Source organism: Spirillospora sp. NPDC127506, assembly GCF_040302145.1.
Lineage (GTDB): Bacteria > Actinomycetota > Actinomycetes > Streptosporangiales > Streptosporangiaceae > Spirillospora.
Genome location: NZ_JBEORG010000013.1, coordinates 146208 through 163484, shown reverse-complemented (window position 1 = coordinate 163484; position 17277 = coordinate 146208). Strand labels below are relative to the sequence as shown.

Here is a 17277-nt window from a genome sequence, read left to right as displayed (position 1 = left end):
GCCGCCGGCGGCACCGGCAGCGGCGGGATCTCGGACCGGCCCCGCCGCGGCGCGGCGGACCGGCGCTCGGCCTCGTCCGGCAGCGCGGCGCCCTGCACGTCCAGCGGCAGCCCGAGCAGCACCGTGCGGCGCTCGGCGACCGCGGTCCTGCAGGCGCGCGCCACGTCGTCGAGCGCGGTCTGCGGCGAGTGGACCCGCTCGGGGACGGCGCCGACCGCCGCGGCGATCGCCGCCTGGTCGATCCGGAAGTTGGAGCGGACCGCGGCGGCGGCCACCTCGCCCGCGACGACCAGCAGCGGCGTGCGGCTCTTGGCGGCCTCGGCGATGCCGGTGACGGCGTTGGTGAGGCCGGGCCCCTGGTGGACGGTGAGGACGCCGAGGCCGCCGCTCACCCGCGCGTAGGCGTCCGCCATCGTCGCGGCGCCGCCCTCGTGCCGGGCGGCGACGAACCGGGCGCCGTTGGCGATCATCGCGTTCGTGACGTGGAAGTTGCCGCTGCCGACGACCCCGAAGACGGTGCCGGCGCCGAGCCGGGCGAGGGCCTCCCCCACGGCCTCCGCGACGTTCATCGCTCGATCAGCGCGAGGACGCGGGCGGGGCTGCCGGATCCGCCGACGATCGGCAGCGGCGAGGCGAGCAGCACGGCGCCGCGGACCGGCAGCCGCTCCAGGTTCTGCAGCTGGGTGAGGCCGTACTTGCCGGCGCCGAGGAAGTAGGAGTGGCAGGGGAACGGCGGGTCGAACGCGTGCGCGCCGCCCGCGTCGGTGCCGACGGTCTCCACGCCGAGGCCGATGACGGGGGTCTCCTCGGCGAGCCACCGGGCGCACTCGGCGGAGATCCCCGGCGTGTGGGGGCCGTTCTCGTCGGCGTTGAGGAAGCTCTCCTGGTCGCCGGACCGGGCGTCCCAGCCCGTCCGGTAGAGCAGCCAGCCGCCGTCCGGGAGCGGGCCGTGCCTGTTCTCCCATGCCCGGACGTGGTCGATCTCCAGCAGGAAGTCGGGATCGCCGGCGGCGCGCTCGGACGCGTCCAGCACCACCGCCGGGGCGAGGAGCCGGCCGGGCGGGACCTGCGAGACGTCCTCGCCGTCGCGGCCGGTGGCCCAGTGCACGGGCGCGTCGAAGTGCGTGCCGACGTGCTCGCCGGTCTCGATGTCGTTCCAGTACCACGCGGGGCCGCGGTCGTCGTACCGGCTGATCTCCTTGAGCCGGAACGGCACGGTGTTGGCGAACGGCTCCGGCAGCCGCAGGATCGGAGTCCGCTCCGAGAGGGGCGCGGTCAGGTCGACGATCTCCACCGAGCCGTCGGCGACGGCGGTGAGCAACTGGGCGAGAACGGACATCGTTCCTCCGGGCGCGGGCTGCTGTGGGGGTCGCGGGGGCTCCCCGAACGTACCGCAGATGCCCCTGTTCGGAGGGTCACCCGCCCCAGGCCGCCGGACCGTTCACCCATCCGCACGCCCGGCCGCGGATTTTCGTCGCCGGGCCCATGGACGAGCGCCGGAGGCGCGCTCACCATCGGGGCGGAACCCCGGCCGCCCCGCCCCCCACGGAGGTCCGATGCGCCGCCGACGCTGGACGCTCACCCTCGCACTCGCCACCGCCGCCGCCCTCACCGCTCCCCCGGCGCTCGCCGCCTCCCCGGCGCGGACCCCGGCGGAGGCCCCGCCGCCCGCGCCGCCGACCGCGCCGCCGACCGCGGTCACCGGGAACGCCGCCGGCTTCGACCCGCTGCTCCCCTCGTCGCACCCGGTGGAACTGCGCGAGGCGCCCCGGCCGCTGTCGGTCACCTACACCTACGAAGGGCAGAAGCACACGCTCGACGACTACCTCGCCCGGACGGGGACGCAGGGCTTCGTCGTCCTGGACGGGAACGACATCGTCCTCGAGCGCTACGTCACCGCCGACCGCGACACGCTGTTCCAGTCCTGGTCGATGGCGAAGTCGTTCACCTCGGCCGCGGTCGGCATCGCCCTCGGCGAGGGCTTCATCGACTCGATGGACGACCCGGTCACGAAGTACGTCCCGGAGCTCAGGGGATCGGGATACGACGGCGTCTCCCTGCGGGACCTGCTGCGGATGTCGTCGGGCATCGAGTGGACGGAGACCCGCGACGTCCCGTTCGTGCACGTCGCCGCCAGCCTCGGATACCCGCTGACCGAACTGGCGAAGCAGCGGAGGCGCGGCTGGGAGCCCGGGACGAGGTTCGAGTACACCAGCATGAACTCGTTCGTGCTCTCCTGGGTGGTGGCCGAGGCGACCGGGACGCCCTACCACTCCTACGTCCAGAAGAAGATCTGGGGGCCGGCGGGGATGGCGTCCAAGGCGTACCTCGGCAACGACTCCAACGGCAACAGCATGGGCTACTGCTGCTACTACGCCACCGACCGCGACTTCGCGCGGTTCGGCCTGCTCTACCTGAACGGCGGGAAGGCGAACGGGCGCCGGGTCGTCCCCGCCTCGTGGGTGGCCGAGTCCACGCGCCCGTCCGCCCCCTTCAACCAGGGCTACGGCCTGCAGTGGTGGCTCGGCGCGGACGGCGCGTTCTCCGCCAACGGGCTCGGCGGACAGCTCATCTGGGCGTCGCCCCGCCACCGCGTCGTCATCGTCAAGTCGACGCTCGCCACCCTGTTCGCCGGCGAGGAGACCGACGCCGCGTTCGAGGCGGTCGCCGCCGAGGTCGCCCGGACGCGCGGCTGACCGGCGGATCCCCCGGGCCTGGAACAAATCCGGCGTCCCCGAAGGTTAGGGTCCCCTAAGTACTGTGATCCGCATCATCGGAGGACCGCATGGCGACGGGACCGGCCCGCAGGGGACGCACGCTCCACCGGGGGACGGTGCTGCGCACCGAGCGCCTCACCCCGCACATGATCCGCGTGGTCCTCGGCGGCGCCGGGCTCGCGCAGTTCCGCGCGGGCGAGTTCACCGACCACTACGTGAAGCTGCTGTTCCCGCGGCCGGGCGTCGCCTACCCCGAGCCGTTCGACATGGAGCGGGTGCGCGCCGAGATGCCGCGCGACCAGTGGCCCGGCACCCGCACCTACACCGTCCGGGCGTGGGACGCGGAGGCGCGCGAGCTGACGATCGACTTCGTCCACCACGGCGACAAGGGGCTCGCGGGCCCCTGGGCGGCCGGCGCCCGGCCGGGCGATGAGATCCACTTCAACGGCCCCGGCGGCGCCTACGCGCCGAGCGCGGGCGCCGGCTGGCACCTGCTGGCCGGCGACGAGAGCGCCCTCCCCGCGATCGCCGCGTCCCTGGAGCGCATCCCGGACGGCGCCGCCGCCCGGGTCTTCATCGAGGTCGCGGGTCCCGAGGAGGAGCAGAATCTCCGGGCGCCCGCCGGCGCGCAGATCACCTGGCTGCACCGCGGGGCCGGCCAGGTCGGCGACCTGGTCGCCGAGGCCGTCCGGAAGCTGGACTTCCCGGACGGCGAGGTGCACGCCTTCGTCCACGGCGAGGCGGACTTCGTCAAGGTGCTCCGCCGCCATCTCCGCGTCGAGCGCGGCCTGCCCATGGCGCAGCTGTCCATCTCCGGCTACTGGCGCCGGGGCCGCGACGAGGACGGCTGGCAGTCGAGCAAGCGGGAGTGGAACCGCCGGGTCGAGCAGGAGGAGGCCGCGGCCCTCCAGAACTAGCCGGTGCCCCTCGCCCAGGCGCCGGCCCCGTACTAGGCGGTGGCCTGCGCCTGGTCGTCGAGGTCCTCGGGGCCGTCGTCGTCGGCGAAGCCGGGGAGCCAGCGTTCGGCCTCGGCGCGGAAGGGGCCCTCGGTCTCCAGCTGGCAGAGGACGCCGCCGCAGCCGGACAGGGCGCGGCTGACCGCGAGGTACTGCGGCGGGAGGCGGAAGGCGCGGGCGAGCGCGCCGGGCCGCATGTCGGAGGCGAGGCCGAGGCCGCGGGCGGTCTGCTCGCGGAGCCATTCGCGGGAGTAACGGAAGCGCTCCACGGCGAACGGGGCCGCGTGCGGGGCGACCAGGGCGGCGATCTCGTCCGGGTCGACCTCGGCCTCGGGGACGAGGAAGCCCTCCTCGCAGAGGGCGTCGACGATCTCGTCGGGGTCGCCGAGGGTGCCGATGCGCAGCAGCCGGCCGATCGACCACTGGAGTTCCGCGGGGACGCGGGCGGCGCCGCCGAAGTCCAGGACGCCGAGGCGGCCGTCGTCCAGCAGGCGGAAGTTGCCCGGGTGCGGATCGATGTGGATCATCTCGCAGCGGGCCGGGCCGGACAGCAGGAAGCGGAACAGCAGGAGCCCCGCCCGGTCGCGGGCCTCCTGGCCGCCCTCGGCGATGACCTTGGCGAGCGGGGTGCCGTCCAGCCACTCGGTGACCAGCACGTTGCCGGACTGGGCGACGACGGCGGGGACGGCGAAGTCGGGGTCGCCGGCGTAGGCGTCGTGGAAGGCGGTCTGGGCGCGGGCCTCGTCGACGTAGTCGAGCTCCTTCTCCAGGCGGCGCTTGAGGTCGGCGACGACCGGCTTGACCTCGACGCCGGGGAACAGCGGCGTGAACAGCCGGCTGAGCCGGGAGATCTGGTTGAAGTCGCTCATCAGGGCCTGCGCGGCGCCGGGGTACTGGACCTTGACCGCGACGGTGCGCCCGTCGTGCCAGACGGCCTTGTGGACCTGCCCGATGGACGCGGCCGCGGCCGGGCGGTCGTCGAACTCGGCGAAGAGGCCGCGCCAGTCGCCGCCGAGGCCCTCGGCGAGGACCTGGTGGGTCGTTGCGGCGGGCATCGGGGGCGCCGCCTCCTGGAGGCGGGTGAGGCTGGCGCGGAACGGCCCGGCGATCTCCTCGGGCAGCCCGGCCTCGAAGATCGACAGCAGCTGGCCGACCTTCATCGCGCCGCCCTTCAGCTCGCCGAGCACGGCGAACAGCTGCTCGGCGGTGCGGCGCTGGACCTCCAGCGCGACGGCCTCGGCGGGGCGGCCGAGGGTCCGCTTGCCGAACCCGAGGGCGGTGCGCCCGGCGAAGCCCAGCGGGAGGGTCGCCAGCTTGGCGGTGCGCGTCACCGCGCGGCGGGGGATGTCACTCACGGCCCTGCCGTCCCTCTTTCGACGATGCGTCCAATGACTAAGCCTCTCATGGCGAGCGCATGCCACAAAGCGGTCATCACTCGTCCAATGTTCAGCGTCCGGCCGGGGCGGAAGATTCCCCCGCGCCGGGCCCGCAGGGGCGCAGCAGCAGCTCGACGACCTCCATGGCCTGCTCGATCTCCGGCCGGTTCCCGCCCAGGTAGTGGGCGTACATGAACGAGTCGGCGACCCGGACGATCGCCTGCGCCAGCGTCCGGGTCGGCAGCGGGAGGCGCAGCGCGCCGCGGTCGATCTCCGCCTGCAGCTCGCGGGTCAGCAGCTCGGTCGCGCGGTCCTCGATGGTGCCGGGCATGGTGGCCAGCCGGATGAACAGCCGCGGCTCGCGCTCGGTGAACGCCTTCAGCGGGGCCGCGTTCACGACCGCGCGCATGAAGCGCTCCAGGACGGTGAGGATCCGCTCCGCGCCGCTGCCGCCCACGCCCTTGACCGCCACCTCGTAGGTGCGCTCGGTCATCTCCGCCAGGACCCAGCCGAGGAGCTGCTCGCGGCTGCCGACCCACCGGTAGAGGGTCGCGCGGCCGACGCCGAGCTCGGCGGCCAGCGCGGACATGTCGATCGGCTCGCCCCGCAGGTAGTGCTCGGACGCGGCGGCGAGCGCGGCGGACGGCCCGGTCGGTGGCCGGCCCGGGACGTCCGGGGGAACGGGGCTGCCGCTCATCCGCACAGCATGGCACAGCGCCGGGACCGGACCGGACGGGAGCTCCTCGCGATCGCGCGACTACCCGGGGTGATCAAGGGGTAGTTCGCTGGTGTGAAGGACAAACATGGGAGTGCCGGACGCAAGGGCCGGCTGCTGATCATCGGTGGGGCGGAGAACCGGACCTGCGGGTCGGGCCCGCTGGAGACGTTCGTCGAGCTGTCCGGGGCCGAGGACGCGCGGATCGTGGTCGTGACGACGGCGACGGAGGTGCCCGAGGAGGTCGCCGAGGAGTACACGGCGGTTTTCGGGCGGCTCGGCGTGCCGTCGGTCCGGGAGCTGCGGCTGCTCGGCCGGGCCGCGGCCGACGACCCGGCGACGCTGCGGGCGCTGGAGGCGGCGACGGGCGTGCTGTTCAGCGGCGGCGACCAGTCGCGGATCCGGACCCTGGTCGGATCGAGGACCAACGAGCTGCTGAAACGCCGGCTGGACCAGGAGGGCCTGGTCATCGCCGGGACGAGCGCGGGCGCGACCGCGATGGGCCACTGGATGATCCTGGGCGGGCACGGCCACGAGGTCGCCGCGTCCAGCGTGAAGGTGGGCCCGGGGCTGGGGCTGCTCGACAACGTGCTGATCGACATGCATTTCAACGAGCGCGGCCGGCTGCCGCGGCTGATGAGCGGCATAGCGCTGGACACCCGCCTGCTCGGCGTGGGGATCGACGAGGACACCGCGATCGTGGTGGGCGACGGCCAGTTCGAGGTCGTCGGGACGGGCGTGGTCACGGTCGTGGACGCCGGGCAGTCCACCATCGCCTACGCCGCCTCCGACGACGAGCCGATGGCGATGTTCGACGTGTCGCTGCACCTGCTGCCGGCCGGCTGCACGTTCCAGATGAACGACAAGCTGCCGGCCATCGGCAACATGCGCGGCCCGGACGAGGAGGACTGAACCGTGCGGCTCGACCATGTGCGCCGCCTGAGCGGCCCGAACGTCTACCTGTCCCGTCCCGTCGCGATCGCGCGCCTCGACCTGCAGGGCCTGGCCGGGCACGAGACGACCGACCATCCCGGCTTCGCCGAGCGGCTGGTGGCGGCGCTGCCCGGCCTGGCGGAGCACCACTGCTCGGCGGGCCGGCCCGGCGGGCTGCTGGACGCGATGGCGCGCGGCACCTATTTCGGCCATGTCACCGAGCACGTCACGCTGGAGCTGTCCGGGCTGATCGGCCGGGAGGTGTTCTTCGGGCGCACCGTCCGGGCGGGCGGCCCCGCCGAGTACGACGTGATCCTGGAGTGCCCCCGGGACGAGCCCGCGAGCAGCGCGGTGGTGGAGCGGCTGATCGCGCTCGCCCTGCGGATCGTGACCGGCGCGCTCGCCGGCGCGGTGCCCGACGCGTCCGGCGACCTCGCCGAGGTGGCCGCCGCGCACGAGGGCGAGCGCCTCGGGGTGAGCACGGCGGCGCTGGCGCGGGCGGCGCGGGAGCGGGGCGTGCCGGTCCGCCGCGTCGGCGACCTCAACCTGCTGCGGCTCGGGTACGGGCGGTACCGGCGGACGGTGTGGGCGGCGATGACGGACGCCACGTCCGCGATCGGGATGGAGGTCGCGGGCGACAAGCGGCTCGCGCACCGGGTGCTCGCCGACGCGGGCCTGCCCGTCCCGGAGGGCCGGGTCGCGGCGTCGGCGGCGGAGGCCCTGGAGGCGCTGCGCGACATCGGCGGGCCGGTGGTGGTCAAGCCGCTCGCCGGGCACCAGGGCGAGAACGTCCACATCGAGCTGACCGAGCCGCCCGAGGTGGTGGCCGCGTACGCGGCCGCGGCCGGCGACGAGGGCGAGGTGCTCGTCGAGTCCTACATCCCGGGCAAGGACTACCGGGTCCTCGTGGTCGGCGGCCGGGTCTCGGCGGCGGCCGAGCTGACCGCCGCGTGCGTCACCGGCGACGGGGAGGCGACGGTCGAGGCGCTGGTGGAGCGGGTCAACGCCGACCCGGCGCGCGGCGAGGGCCACGACCGGCCGCTGACCCGGCTGGCGCTCGGCCCGACCGAGCTGGCGCTGCTGGCCCGGCAGGGGCACGGCCCCGGCTCGGTGCCCGGCGGCGGGGAGCGGGTGTGGCTGCGCCGGAACGCGAACCTGTCCACGGGCGGCACCAGCCGGGACGTGACCGAAGAGGTGCACCCCGACCTCGCCGCCATGTGCGTGCGGGCCGCGGCGGCCGTCGGCATGGACGTGTGCGGCATCGACCTGCGGCTCCCCGACATCGGCTCGCCGCCGCCCGCCGAGCGCGGCGCCGCCGGGATCCTGGAGGTCAACGCCGCGCCGGGGCTGCGCATGCACCTGGCGCCGCACGAGGGGGCGGGCCGCGACGTCGCCGGCGACGTCCTCGACCTGATGTACCCGGCGGGCACGCCGTCCCGGGTCCCGGTCGTGTCGGTGACGGGCACCAACGGCAAGACGACGACCGTCCGGATGATCGCGCACATGCTGGAGCTGGACGGTCGGCGCACCGGCATGACCAGCACCGAGGGCGTGCACGTGGGCGGGCGGCTCGTCCACCTGTCGGACGCGTCCGGGCCGCGGTCCGCGGAGATGGTGCTCGGCGACCGGTCGGTGGAGGCGGCCGTGCTGGAGACCGCGCGGGGCGGCATCGTCCGGCGCGGCCTCGGCTACGAGCGCGCCGACGTCGCGGTGGTCACCAACGTCACCCGCGACCACCTCGGCACGGACGACACCGAGTCGGTGGACGACCTGCTCGACATCAAGGCGCTGGTCGCCGAGGAGATCCGGCGCGGCGGGCACCTCGTGCTGAACGCCGAGGACGAGGCGTCGGCGAGCCTGGCGGTGCGGCCCGCGGTCCGGCGCCGCGACCCGGTGCTCCGCCTCTTCTCGCTGTCGCCGGACGCGCCCGCCCTCGCGGCGCACCTGCGCGGCGGCGGCCTCGGCTACTGCGTGGCGGACGGCTGGCTGACCGAGGCGCGCGGCGACCGCCGCACCCGGATCCTGCCGGCGGGCGAGGTGGCCGGCGCGTTCGGCGGGCACGCCGCGCACGTCCTCGCCAACGCGCTGGCCGCGTCCGCCGCCGCCCGCGCCCTCGGCGTCCCGGTGGACGTGCTGGCGCGCGCGCTGCGCTCGTTCGACCCGCACACCCGCAACCCCGGCCGGGGCTGCGTGTACCAGGTCGGCGCCAACCCCGTCCTGGTCGACTACGCGCACAACCCGGCGGCGGTCGGGGCGATGGGCGCGTTCGTCGAGCGGCGCTGGGGCGCCGGCGGGGTCGCCGCGGTCACGCTGCCGGGCGACCGGTCCGACGAGCTCGTCGGCGAGACGGCGCGCGCCCTGGCCGGGACGTTCGGCCGCGTCGTCGTCTACGAGGACGAGGACCTGCGCGGCCGCCGCTCGGGCGAGATGACCCGGCTGATCGTCCAGGGGCTGCGGGAGGCGCGCCCGGACGTGCGCCACCACCCGGCGGGCGACCTGAAGGGGGCGCTGACCTCGGCGCTGGACCTGGCCGAGCCGGGCGAGCCGGTGCTGCTGCTGTACGAGAAGCTGGAGCCGGTGACCGAGCTGCTGGAGACCCTGGGCGCCGAGCCGGCCGGCTAGCCGGGCGGGGCCGGCTCCGCGGCGGGCGGGCGCAGCAGGAGGACGCCGGCGGCCAGCAGCACGAGCACCACGATGCCGTCCAGCCAGTAGTGGTTGGCGGTGCCGACCACGACCGCGATCGTCACCGCCGGGTGCAGCAGCCACAGCCAGCGCCACCGCGTCCGGGACGTGACGATGAGCCCGAGCGCGATGACCGCCGCCCAGCCGATGTGCAGGGACGGCATGGCCGCGTACTGGTTGGCGACCGTGTCGGTCTGCGGCGGCCCGTACACGGCCGGGCCGAACTGCGCCGCGGTGTCGATCAGCCCGGTCGCGGGCAGCATCCGCGGCGGGGCGAGCGGCACGAGCAGGTGCAGGACGAGCGCGACGGCGGTCAGGGCCACCATGACGCGGCGGACCCACCGATAGTGCAGGGGCCGCCGCAGGTAGATCCATAGCAGGAACGCGATCGCCGCCGGGAAGTGCACGTACGCGTAGTAGGAGTTGGCCGCGTGCACGAGGAGCGGGCTCTGCAGCAGGCCGTGCTGGACGCCGGTCTCGCTCGGCAGGAGGACGAGGCGCTCCAGGTGCCACACGCGGTGGGCGTTGTCGAACGCCTCCGCGACCCGGCCGTTCGCCAGCAGCCGGCCGAGCTTGTAGACCGTGAACAGCACGGTGATCAGCAGCAGCTCCCCGACGGCGTGCGGGCGCCCGCCGGGCCGCCCGCCGCCGGGCGGGTCCGCGGCGGCGGGCCGGAGCGCGGGCCGGCGCAGCCGCGCGAGCGCGCCGGCCGGCCGGGACGGGCGGTCGAGGAGGCTCACGTCGGTGTCCTTCTGTGGGTGGCCGGGCCGGTTCCGGGCCGGGGCGGGTTCCGGCCGGGCGGCCGCCCGCCGGAGTCGGCGAGCGGACTCCGTAGCCTCTCACCTTCCACGTCCGCGGTGGGAACCGCCGCCCGTTCCGGAGGCCACCGCGCGGCGCGGCCGCCTAGCGCCGTCACCGCGCCGGCCGGAAGGACGGCCGTCATGCCGGGAGCCCGGTGCACGGCAGGGCGACGAGTACACGCCGGCGGAACGAGAACCGGCCCGGCCGGTACGGCGGCGTGGCCAACGGGACCCCCAGTCGGTCGTGAAACGCGGACATCTCACCCGTGATCGTCCACGCTAGACCGAACTTGCCCAGACGGTAAAAGTTCAGACGCTGCCAAATCGCGTGACGTACGTCTCACCGCACCGCCGGGACGGGACGGCCCCTAGAAGATCGGAAGGCCGGTGTAGTTCTCCGCCAGGGACGCCTTGGCCGCCTCCGACGAGGCCACGTAGTCCAGGTGGGACCGCTGGAGGCGCCGCTCGAACTCGCTCGCGGCCGGGTCCACGTGCAGCAGCGTCGTCATCCAGTAGGAGAAGTGCTCGGCCCGCCAGACCCGCCGCAGGCACAGGTCGGAGTAGCCGTCCAGCAGGGTCTCCGAGCCCGAGGCGTACCGCTCGGTGAGCGCCCGCGCCAGGATGATCACGTCGGACACGGCGAGGTTGAGGCCCTTCGCCCCCGTCGGGGGGACGATGTGCCCGGCGTCCCCGGCGAGGAACAGCCGGTCGTGGCGCAGCGGCTCGGCCACGAAGCTGCGCATCGGCGTGACCGACTTGTCGGTGATGGGCCCCTCGTGGAGCTTCCAGCCGTCGTCGGTGGCGAACCGCGTCGCCAGCTCGTCCCAGATCCTGGCGTCGGACCACTCCGCGAGGTCCTCGTCCGGCGAGACCTGCAGGTACAGGCGGCTGACGTACGGGGAGCGCAGGCTGTGCAGCGCGAAGCCGCGGTCGTGGTTGGCGTAGATGAGCTCCTCGGTGGACGGCGGGACGTCGGCGAGGATGCCGAGCCAGGCGAACGGGTACTCCCGCTCGAACGTCCGCAGGCCGGGCACCGCCGGGCGGCTGACGCCGTGGAACCCGTCGCAGCCGGCGATGTAGTCACAGTCGAGGGTGTGCGTCGCCCCGCCGCTGCGGAACGTGACGCTCGGCGCGGACGGGTCCAGGCTCACGGCCTCGGCCTCGAAGCGCACGTCGCCGCCGTCCGCGAGCCGCCGCGCGACGAGGTCCTTGACGATCTCGGTCTGCGCGTAGACGGTGACCGTCCGGCCGGTCAGGTCGGTCAGCGGCACGCGGTGCCCCGCGCCGCCGAACCGCAGCTCCAGCCCGTGGTGGACGAGGCCCTCGCGGTCGAGCCGCTCGCCGACGCCGCTCTCGCGCAGGATGTCGGTCGTGCCCTGCTCCAGCATCCCGGCCCGCTGCCGATGCTCCACGTAGTCGCGGTCCCGGCTCTCCAGGACCACCGAGTCGATCCCCTGCAGGTGCAGCAGGTGGGACAGCAGCAGTCCGGCGGGGCCGCCGCCGATGATCGCGACCTGGGTACGCATCGAGCCTCCTCGTCGTCGGTTCACCCGGCGATGCTGGCGTGCATCGCCGCAGGTTCAAGCACCGGTCTTCCGCTCACCGGAAAAGAAGTCCGGATCGCCGCGCCAGTGCGCGGCGACGTCCCGGGACAGGGCGCGCGCCGCCGTCTTCAGCGGCGGCAGCAGCCGCCGCAGGTCCGCGCCGCGCGTGCCCGCGACCAGCGAGAGCGCCGCGACCACCTCGCCCGCGCCGTCCCGCACCGGCGCGCCGACCGACGAGGCGCCCAGCGTCATCTCGTCCCGGGTGAGCGCGTAGCCGGTGCGGCGGACCTGCTCCAGGTCGCGGCGCAGGTTCTCCGGGTCGGTGATGGACCGCACCGCGTACCGGGCCAGCTCCCCGGCCAGGACCTGCTCCCGCACGTCCGGCGGCGCGTACGCCAGCAGCACCTTGCCGACGCCGGTGGTGTGCAGCGGCAGCATCGCGCCGACCTGCGTGACGACCGGCACCGAGCGGGTCCCGCGCAGCCGCTCGACGATCAGCACGCGGTCCTCGCGCAGCACGCCGAGCTGCACGTTGTCGTGCGTGGCCTCGTACAGGTCCTCCATGTGCGGCAGCGCCAGCTCCCGCAGCCCGGTGACGGCCGGGGCCTGGCTGCCGATGCGCCACAGCCGGGTGCCGATGCGGTACGTGCCGTCCGGGACCCGCTCCAGGAACCCGCCCGCGGCCAGCTCGCCGACGAGCCGGTGCCCGGTCGCCAGCGGCAGCCCGGAGCGGCGGCAGATCTCGCTGAGGTTGAGGCGGACGCCGCCCTGAGCGAAGGCGTTCAAGATGGCCATCACCTTGCCCGCCACGCTCACCGGCCGCGCGCGCTCCGCCATGTCACTCTGTCACTCCGGGTCCGTCCAGCTCGCCTAGTACCCGCTGGGCGACGGCGAAGGCCGAGTTCGCCGCGGGGACTCCACAATAGATCGCCGTCTGCAGGAGCACCTCTTTGATCTCCTCGTGCGTCAGCCCGTTGCGGACGGCGGCGCGCACGTGCATCGCGAGCTCCTCCAGGTGGCCGCCGGCGACCATCGCGGTGAGCGTGATGCAGCTGCGGGTCCTGCGGTCGAGGCCGGGCCGGCTCCAGATCTCGCCCCACGCGTACCGGGTGATCATGTCCTGGAAGTCGGCGGTGAAGCCGTCCTTGCGGGCCTCGGCGCGGTCGACGTGGGCGTCGCCGAGCACCTCGCGGCGCGTCCGCATGCCCTGCGCGTGCCGCTCCCCGTCGGTCATGCGCTCGGCGCTCATCTGCCGTGTCCCTTCCACGTGCGGTCGAGGTGCGCGGTGATCTCCCTGGTCACCGCGACGGGCCGCTCGACGTTGGCCAGGTGCCCGGCGCCCTCGACGACGGTCAGCCGGGCGCCGGGGATGCCTTCGGCCAGCCGGTCGGCGTGGCCCCGCGGCGGCGTGGGACCGTCCTGCGCCCCGGCGATCACCAGGGTCGGCGCGGAGATCGCGCCGAGCCGCGCGGTGGCGTCGAATCCGGCGAGGGCGTCGCAGCAGGCCGCGTAGCCCTCCGGGTCGGTCGCGCGGAGCATCGCGGTGTAGGTCTCCGCGCGGGTGAAGGCGGGGGTGAACCAGCGGCCCGCGGCCGAGTCGGCCACCGGGCCGACGCCCTCGCGGCGGACGAGCGCGGCGCGCTCCCGCCACGCCCCCGGGTCGCCGAAGCGGGGGGACGTGCAGCACAGGACCAGGCTGGCGACGCGGTCCGGGGCGCGCAGGGCGAGCGCGGTGCCGATCGCGCCGCCGAGCGACACTCCGGCGTAGGCGGCGCGCTCGGCGCCGAGGCCGTCCAGCAGGGCGGCGACGCCGCCGGCGAGGTCGTCGACGGTGAACGGGCCGTCGGGCACCGGCGCGCCGCCGTGGCCGGGCAGGTCGAAGCGCAGGACGCGCCAGGCGCGGGTCAGCGCGGGCAGCTGCGGCAGCCACAGGTCCGCGGACGTGCCGAGGGACGGGCCGAGGACGACGAGCGGCGCGTCCTCGGGGCCGTCGAGCCGGTACCGCGGCGTGATGTCCGTCCGTGTCACCGCCGGCTCCTCCGGTAGGCGTCCAGGGCCCGGTCCACCAGGACGGCGGCGTTGCCCGGCCCCGGGTCGCCGCCGAGCACGTCCAGCAGGTCGCCGAGGCCGGCGCGCATCGACTCGGTGGAGACCTCCAGGCCCTCCAGCAGCTCGGCGGCCGTCTCGGCGGCGCCGCCGGTGAGGCGCAGGCACTCGCGCAGCGGCTGCCACTCGGCGTGCCACTCCCCCGCCGGCCGCTCCTGCGGCGCGGCCTGCGCGGCGAGGATCACCTGCGTCTGCGCCGGGACCTGCAGCGCGGCCGAGCGGATCAGGGCGGACAGCGCCGGGTTGCGCTTGTGCGGCATCGACGACGAGCCGCCCCGGCCGGGGCCCGCGGCCTCGGCGGCCTCGCCCACCTCGCTCTGCGACAGCAGCCACACGTCCGTGGCGATCTTGCCCAGCGCGCCGGCGGTGACGGCCAGCGCCGCCGCGAGGCCGGCGACGGGCGCCCGGCGGGTGTGCCAGGGCAGGACCGGGCGGTCCAGGCCCGTCTCCTCGGCGTAGGCGGCGACGAGGTCGAGGGCCCGGTCGCCGAAGGCGTCCAGCGTCCCGGCGGGGCCGCCGAGCTGCACCGGCAGCGGCACGGCGGCCAGGCCCGCGCGGGCGTCCAGGCAGCCCATCAGCCAGTTCGCGGCCTTGGCGCCGAACGTCGTCGGCAGCGCCTGCCGGCCGAGCGTGCGGGCCGCCGTGGGGGTGTCGCGGTACCGCTCCGCGAGCCCGGCCAGGGCGTCCAGCGCCCGGTCGAGGTGGGCGAGCACGACGCGCCTGGCCCGCGCCGCGACGAGCATCGCGCCGGTGTCGGCGATGTCCTGGCTGGTGGCGCCCCTGTGCACGTGCTCACCGGCGGCTCCGGCGAGGGCGCGCAGGTCGGCCACCAGCGGCACGACCGGAGTGCCGGAGCCGCGGGCCCGGCGGGCGACCGCGACGAGGTCGAACCGGCCGGGGACGGCGGCGGCCGTGATCGCCTCGGCCGCCGCCGCCGGGATGATCCCCAGGCGGGCCTGCGCGCGGGCGAGCGCCGCCTCGGCGTCCAGCATCGCGGTCAGGTAGGCGGGGTCGCCCGTGGCGGCCTCCGCCTCCGTCCCGGCCCGGACCGGCGACAGCAGGCCCGCGTCGGGGCCCGGCCCGCCGCAGGGCTCGTCAGTAGGCAAGGAAGACCGTCTCTCCTTCCCCTTGCAGCCGGATGTCGAAACGGTACTCGCGCTCGCCCGCCCGCTCGGCGACCAGGGTCGCGCGGCGGCCCTCCGGGACCTCCGCGAGCAGCGGGTCGGCGGCGTGCACCGCCTCGTCCTCGGGGAAGTACAGCCGGGTGAAGACGGGCTTGAGCAGGCCGCGGGCGAAGACGAGCACGGCGATGTAGGGGGCGCCGGCGCCGGACGCGCCCGGCTTGACGGTGCTGAACCAGTAGCCGCCGTCGGCGTCGGTGCCGCACCGGCCGAAGCCGGAGAACCCGTGCCCGGCCCGGACCAGGCCGCCCGGGCGCCGCGGGATCGCGCCGTCCCCGTCGGGCTGCCAGATCTCCAGGAGCGCGTCGGGCACCGGCTCGCCCGCGCCGTCGAGGACCCGCCCGCGCACCTGGATCGCGTCCGGCCGCCAGGGCGGCACGACCTCCGGGCCCGCCGCGTAGGGCAGCGCGAAGCCGAAGAACGGGCCGACCGTCTGGGACGGCGTGGCGGGTGACGGGGTGAGTGAGGGAGTGCTCATCAGGTCTCCATCGGGGTGTCGCCGAGAACGATGTCCCACTGGTATCCGAGCGCCCATTCCGGCTTGGTGATCTCCATGTCGAACCGGGAGATCAGCTTCTGCCGGTCCTTCTCGTCCGGGATCGACTGGAAGATCGGGTCGTAGGCGAACAGCGGGTCGTCGGGGAAGTACATCTGCGTGACGAGCCGCTGGGTGAACGCGGTGCCGAACACCGAGAAGTGGATGTGCGCGGGCCGCCACGCGTTGTGGTGGTTGCCCCACGGGTAGGCGCCCGGCTTGATCGTGATGAACCGGTAGCGGCCGTCGTCGTCGGTGAGGCAGCGCCCGGCGCCGGTGAAGTTCGGGTCGAGCGGCGCCGGGTGGATGTCGCCGAGGTGGTTGTACCGGCCGGCCGCGTTGGCCTGCCAGATCTCCACGAGCGCGCCCCGCACCGGCCGGCCGCCGCTGTCCAGCACCCGCCCGGTCACGATGATCCGCTGCCCCTGGGGCTCCCCGGAGTGCTGGACGGTGAGGTCCTCGTCCAGCCGGCCGAGCTCCTGGTGCCCGAAGACCGGCGAGGTCAGCTCGACGCTGTCCGGGCCGAGTTTCGGCATGATCAGTTCCTGCTTCGGGGCTCTGAGCACGGTGCTCTTGTAGCCCGGGTACAGGTACGGGGGGTGGGTCATGCGCTCATCCCTCATTCCCACGTCGCGGACACTCCCCACCACCCTGGCAGGCCATGCCGGAGGAGCCGCAGGCGGGTTTCCGCTCACTGGAAGAGCGGGAGGCCGATCAGAGGTGTTCGGCCAGCCCGAACAGCGGGAACAGGCTGGTGTCGAAGAACACCGAGACGTGCGAGACGCCCTCCGGGGTGACGCTCAGGACCTGCAGCTGGAACGCGCGGAGCACGCCCTCCTCGTCGCGCTTGTAGAGCCCGAACGCCGGCTGCCCGTTGGCGGCCGCCGGGACCATCCGGATGTCGCCCGGGCCGGGCCGGCACTGGGCGATGATGAGCCGCACGACGTGCTCGGCGCCGACGAACCACTCGGGGAACGGCGGCATCTCCCAGACGACGTCCTTCTTGAACAGCTCGATGAGGCCGGTGATGTCGGCGTCCTCGAACGCCTTGGCGTACCGCTCCAGGAGGTCGCGCTGCTCGGGGTCGGTGGGCTCGACCAGCTCGTCCCGCATGGGGGCGTCCTGCTCCAGCTGCGCCCGCGCCCGCTGCAGCGCGCTGTTGACCGCCGCCGTCGAGGTGCCGAGCAGCTCGGCGACCTCGGCGGCGCGCCACTTGAGGACGTCCCGCAGGATCAGCACCACGCGCTGCTTGGCGGGCAGGTGCTGCAGCGCCGCGACGAACGCCAGCCGGGTGCTCTCCCGGGCGGCGACGATCGTGGCGGGGTCGGCGGCGTCGGCGCCGAGGACGGCGTCGGGCGCCGGCTCCAGCCACGGCACCTCCGGCGAGGCCACCACGGGCCGCTCCGGGTCGTCGCTCGGCGCGCCCAGCCCGGACGGCATCGGCCGCCTGCCGCGCTGGTCGATCGCGGTCAGGCACACGTTCGTGGCGATCCGGTACAGCCACGTCCGCAGCGACGACCGGCCCTCGAAGTCGCCGTAGGAGCGCCACGCCCGCAGGTAGGTCTCCTGCACCAGGTCCTCGGCGTCGTGGATGGACCCGAGCATCCGGTAGCAGTGCGCCAGCAGCTCCCGACGGTAGGGATCGGCGAGTTCCTGGAAGTCGCGGTCTGAATCGATCGTGGTGTTCGCCATGGTGATCGTCACCTTCGTTCGGCGGCATCGCTCCGTCGGC

Annotated in this window: 17 protein-coding genes; 4 read left to right on the top strand and 13 right to left on the bottom strand. The window is 74.9% G+C overall.

Going from position 1 to position 17277, the window contains the following annotated elements; translation table 11 throughout:
- Both ABTW95_RS15555 and ABTW95_RS15550 read right to left on the bottom strand, forming a co-directional pair.
- Positions 1-569: thiamine pyrophosphate-binding protein (locus tag ABTW95_RS15555; RefSeq protein WP_500226611.1), on the bottom strand; the 569-nt coding region annotated here is incomplete at its 3' end.
- Positions 566-1339: a cyclase family protein gene (locus ABTW95_RS15550; protein ID WP_500226610.1), complete on the bottom strand. Its 774-nt coding sequence runs from the start codon at positions 1337-1339 to the stop codon at positions 566-568. The genes ABTW95_RS15550 and ABTW95_RS15555, both read right to left, overlap by 4 nt.
- A 217-nt stretch (positions 1340-1556) precedes the next feature.
- Here ABTW95_RS15550 and ABTW95_RS15545 point away from each other — a divergent pair, with 217 nt between their 5' ends.
- Together ABTW95_RS15545 and ABTW95_RS15540 are read left to right on the top strand one after the other, a co-directional pair.
- On the top strand, positions 1557-2696 hold the full coding sequence (locus ABTW95_RS15545) for a serine hydrolase domain-containing protein (protein WP_396446207.1): 1140 nt from the start codon (positions 1557-1559) through the stop codon (positions 2694-2696).
- An 89-nt stretch (positions 2697-2785) separates the two neighbouring features.
- Entirely contained in the window at positions 2786-3634 is an 849-nt protein-coding gene (locus ABTW95_RS15540) for a siderophore-interacting protein (protein ID WP_500226609.1), read from the top strand.
- Between the two features lie 32 nt (positions 3635-3666).
- Here ABTW95_RS15540 and ABTW95_RS15535 read toward each other — a convergent pair whose 3' ends face one another.
- Both ABTW95_RS15535 and ABTW95_RS15530 read right to left on the bottom strand, forming a co-directional pair.
- On the bottom strand, positions 3667-5028 hold the full coding sequence (locus ABTW95_RS15535; RefSeq protein ID WP_500226608.1) for an ABC1 kinase family protein: 1362 nt from the start codon (positions 5026-5028) through the stop codon (positions 3667-3669).
- Between the two features lie 91 nt (positions 5029-5119).
- Positions 5120-5746 carry a QsdR family transcriptional regulator gene (locus ABTW95_RS15530; RefSeq protein WP_396446210.1) on the bottom strand — a complete coding sequence of 209 codons (627 nt, stop codon included), beginning with the start codon at positions 5744-5746 and terminating at the stop codon, positions 5120-5122.
- A gap of 93 nt (positions 5747-5839) precedes the next feature.
- Here ABTW95_RS15530 and ABTW95_RS15525 point away from each other — a divergent pair, with 93 nt between their 5' ends.
- On the top strand, positions 5840-6676 hold the full coding sequence (locus ABTW95_RS15525) for a cyanophycinase (protein WP_396446211.1): 837 nt from the start codon (positions 5840-5842) through the stop codon (positions 6674-6676).
- A gap of 3 nt (positions 6677-6679) precedes the next feature.
- Entirely contained in the window at positions 6680-9319 is a 2640-nt protein-coding gene (gene cphA, locus ABTW95_RS15520) for a cyanophycin synthetase (protein ID WP_500226607.1), read from the top strand.
- On the opposite strand, the gene ABTW95_RS15515 is transcribed toward cphA, so the two are convergent.
- The 9 genes from ABTW95_RS15515 to ABTW95_RS15475 all read right to left on the bottom strand — a co-directional run bounded on the left by ABTW95_RS15515 (position 9316) and on the right by ABTW95_RS15475 (position 17237).
- Positions 9316-10119: a phosphatase PAP2 family protein gene (locus ABTW95_RS15515; RefSeq protein ID WP_396446213.1), complete on the bottom strand. Its 804-nt coding sequence runs from the start codon at positions 10117-10119 to the stop codon at positions 9316-9318. The genes cphA and ABTW95_RS15515 overlap by 4 nt on opposite strands.
- 428 nt (positions 10120-10547) lie before the next feature.
- Positions 10548-11705: a 4-hydroxybenzoate 3-monooxygenase gene (locus ABTW95_RS15510; protein ID WP_396446215.1), complete on the bottom strand. Its 1158-nt coding sequence runs from the start codon at positions 11703-11705 to the stop codon at positions 10548-10550.
- A 54-nt stretch (positions 11706-11759) separates the two neighbouring features.
- Positions 11760-12560, bottom strand: coding sequence for an IclR family transcriptional regulator (locus ABTW95_RS15505; protein ID WP_500226606.1), 801 nt, complete (start codon positions 12558-12560; stop codon positions 11760-11762).
- A 1-nt stretch (position 12561) separates the two neighbouring features.
- Entirely contained in the window at positions 12562-12972 is a 411-nt protein-coding gene (gene pcaC, locus ABTW95_RS15500; RefSeq protein ID WP_396446217.1) for a 4-carboxymuconolactone decarboxylase, read from the bottom strand.
- A complete protein-coding gene (gene pcaD / locus ABTW95_RS15495; protein WP_500226605.1) occupies positions 12969-13751 on the bottom strand; it encodes a 3-oxoadipate enol-lactonase in 783 nt (260 codons plus the stop codon). Before pcaD ends, pcaC begins: the two co-directional genes overlap by 4 nt.
- On the bottom strand, positions 13748-14935 hold the full coding sequence (gene pcaB / locus ABTW95_RS15490) for a 3-carboxy-cis,cis-muconate cycloisomerase (protein WP_500226604.1): 1188 nt from the start codon (positions 14933-14935) through the stop codon (positions 13748-13750). Before pcaB ends, pcaD begins: the two co-directional genes overlap by 4 nt.
- A complete protein-coding gene (pcaG, locus tag ABTW95_RS15485) occupies positions 14925-15488 on the bottom strand; it encodes a protocatechuate 3,4-dioxygenase subunit alpha (RefSeq protein ID WP_396446220.1) in 564 nt (187 codons plus the stop codon). Before pcaG ends, pcaB begins: the two co-directional genes overlap by 11 nt.
- Positions 15488-16153: a protocatechuate 3,4-dioxygenase subunit beta gene (gene pcaH, locus ABTW95_RS15480; RefSeq protein WP_396446221.1), complete on the bottom strand. Its 666-nt coding sequence runs from the start codon at positions 16151-16153 to the stop codon at positions 15488-15490. Before pcaH ends, pcaG begins: the two co-directional genes overlap by 1 nt.
- Positions 16154-16259: 106 nt before the next feature.
- On the bottom strand, positions 16260-17237 hold the full coding sequence (locus ABTW95_RS15475) for a sigma-70 family RNA polymerase sigma factor (RefSeq protein ID WP_500226603.1): 978 nt from the start codon (positions 17235-17237) through the stop codon (positions 16260-16262).
- Between the last annotated feature and the right edge of the window lie 40 nt (positions 17238-17277).

Bases quoted from the DNA above. Each gene is read 5' to 3' on its own strand.
- ABTW95_RS15510 (WP_396446215.1), bottom strand. From the start codon at position 11,705: ATGCGTACCCAGGTCGCGATCATCGGCGGCGGCCCCGCCGGACTGCTG.
- ABTW95_RS15505 (WP_500226606.1), bottom strand. From the start codon at position 12,560: ATGGCGGAGCGCGCGCGGCCGGTGAGCGTGGCGGGCAAGGTGATGGCC.
- pcaC (WP_396446217.1), bottom strand. From the start codon at position 12,972: ATGAGCGCCGAGCGCATGACCGACGGGGAGCGGCACGCGCAGGGCATG.
- pcaH (WP_396446221.1), bottom strand. From the start codon at position 16,153: ATGACCCACCCCCCGTACCTGTACCCGGGCTACAAGAGCACCGTGCTC.
- ABTW95_RS15530 (WP_396446210.1), bottom strand. From the start codon at position 5,746: ATGAGCGGCAGCCCCGTTCCCCCGGACGTCCCGGGCCGGCCACCGACC.
- pcaG (WP_396446220.1), bottom strand. From the start codon at position 15,488: ATGAGCACTCCCTCACTCACCCCGTCACCCGCCACGCCGTCCCAGACG.
- ABTW95_RS15475 (WP_500226603.1), bottom strand. From the start codon at position 17,237: ATGGCGAACACCACGATCGATTCAGACCGCGACTTCCAGGAACTCGCC.
- ABTW95_RS15550 (WP_500226610.1), bottom strand. From the start codon at position 1,339: ATGTCCGTTCTCGCCCAGTTGCTCACCGCCGTCGCCGACGGCTCGGTG.
- ABTW95_RS15545 (WP_396446207.1), top strand. From the start codon at position 1,557: ATGCGCCGCCGACGCTGGACGCTCACCCTCGCACTCGCCACCGCCGCC.
- ABTW95_RS15540 (WP_500226609.1), top strand. From the start codon at position 2,786: ATGGCGACGGGACCGGCCCGCAGGGGACGCACGCTCCACCGGGGGACG.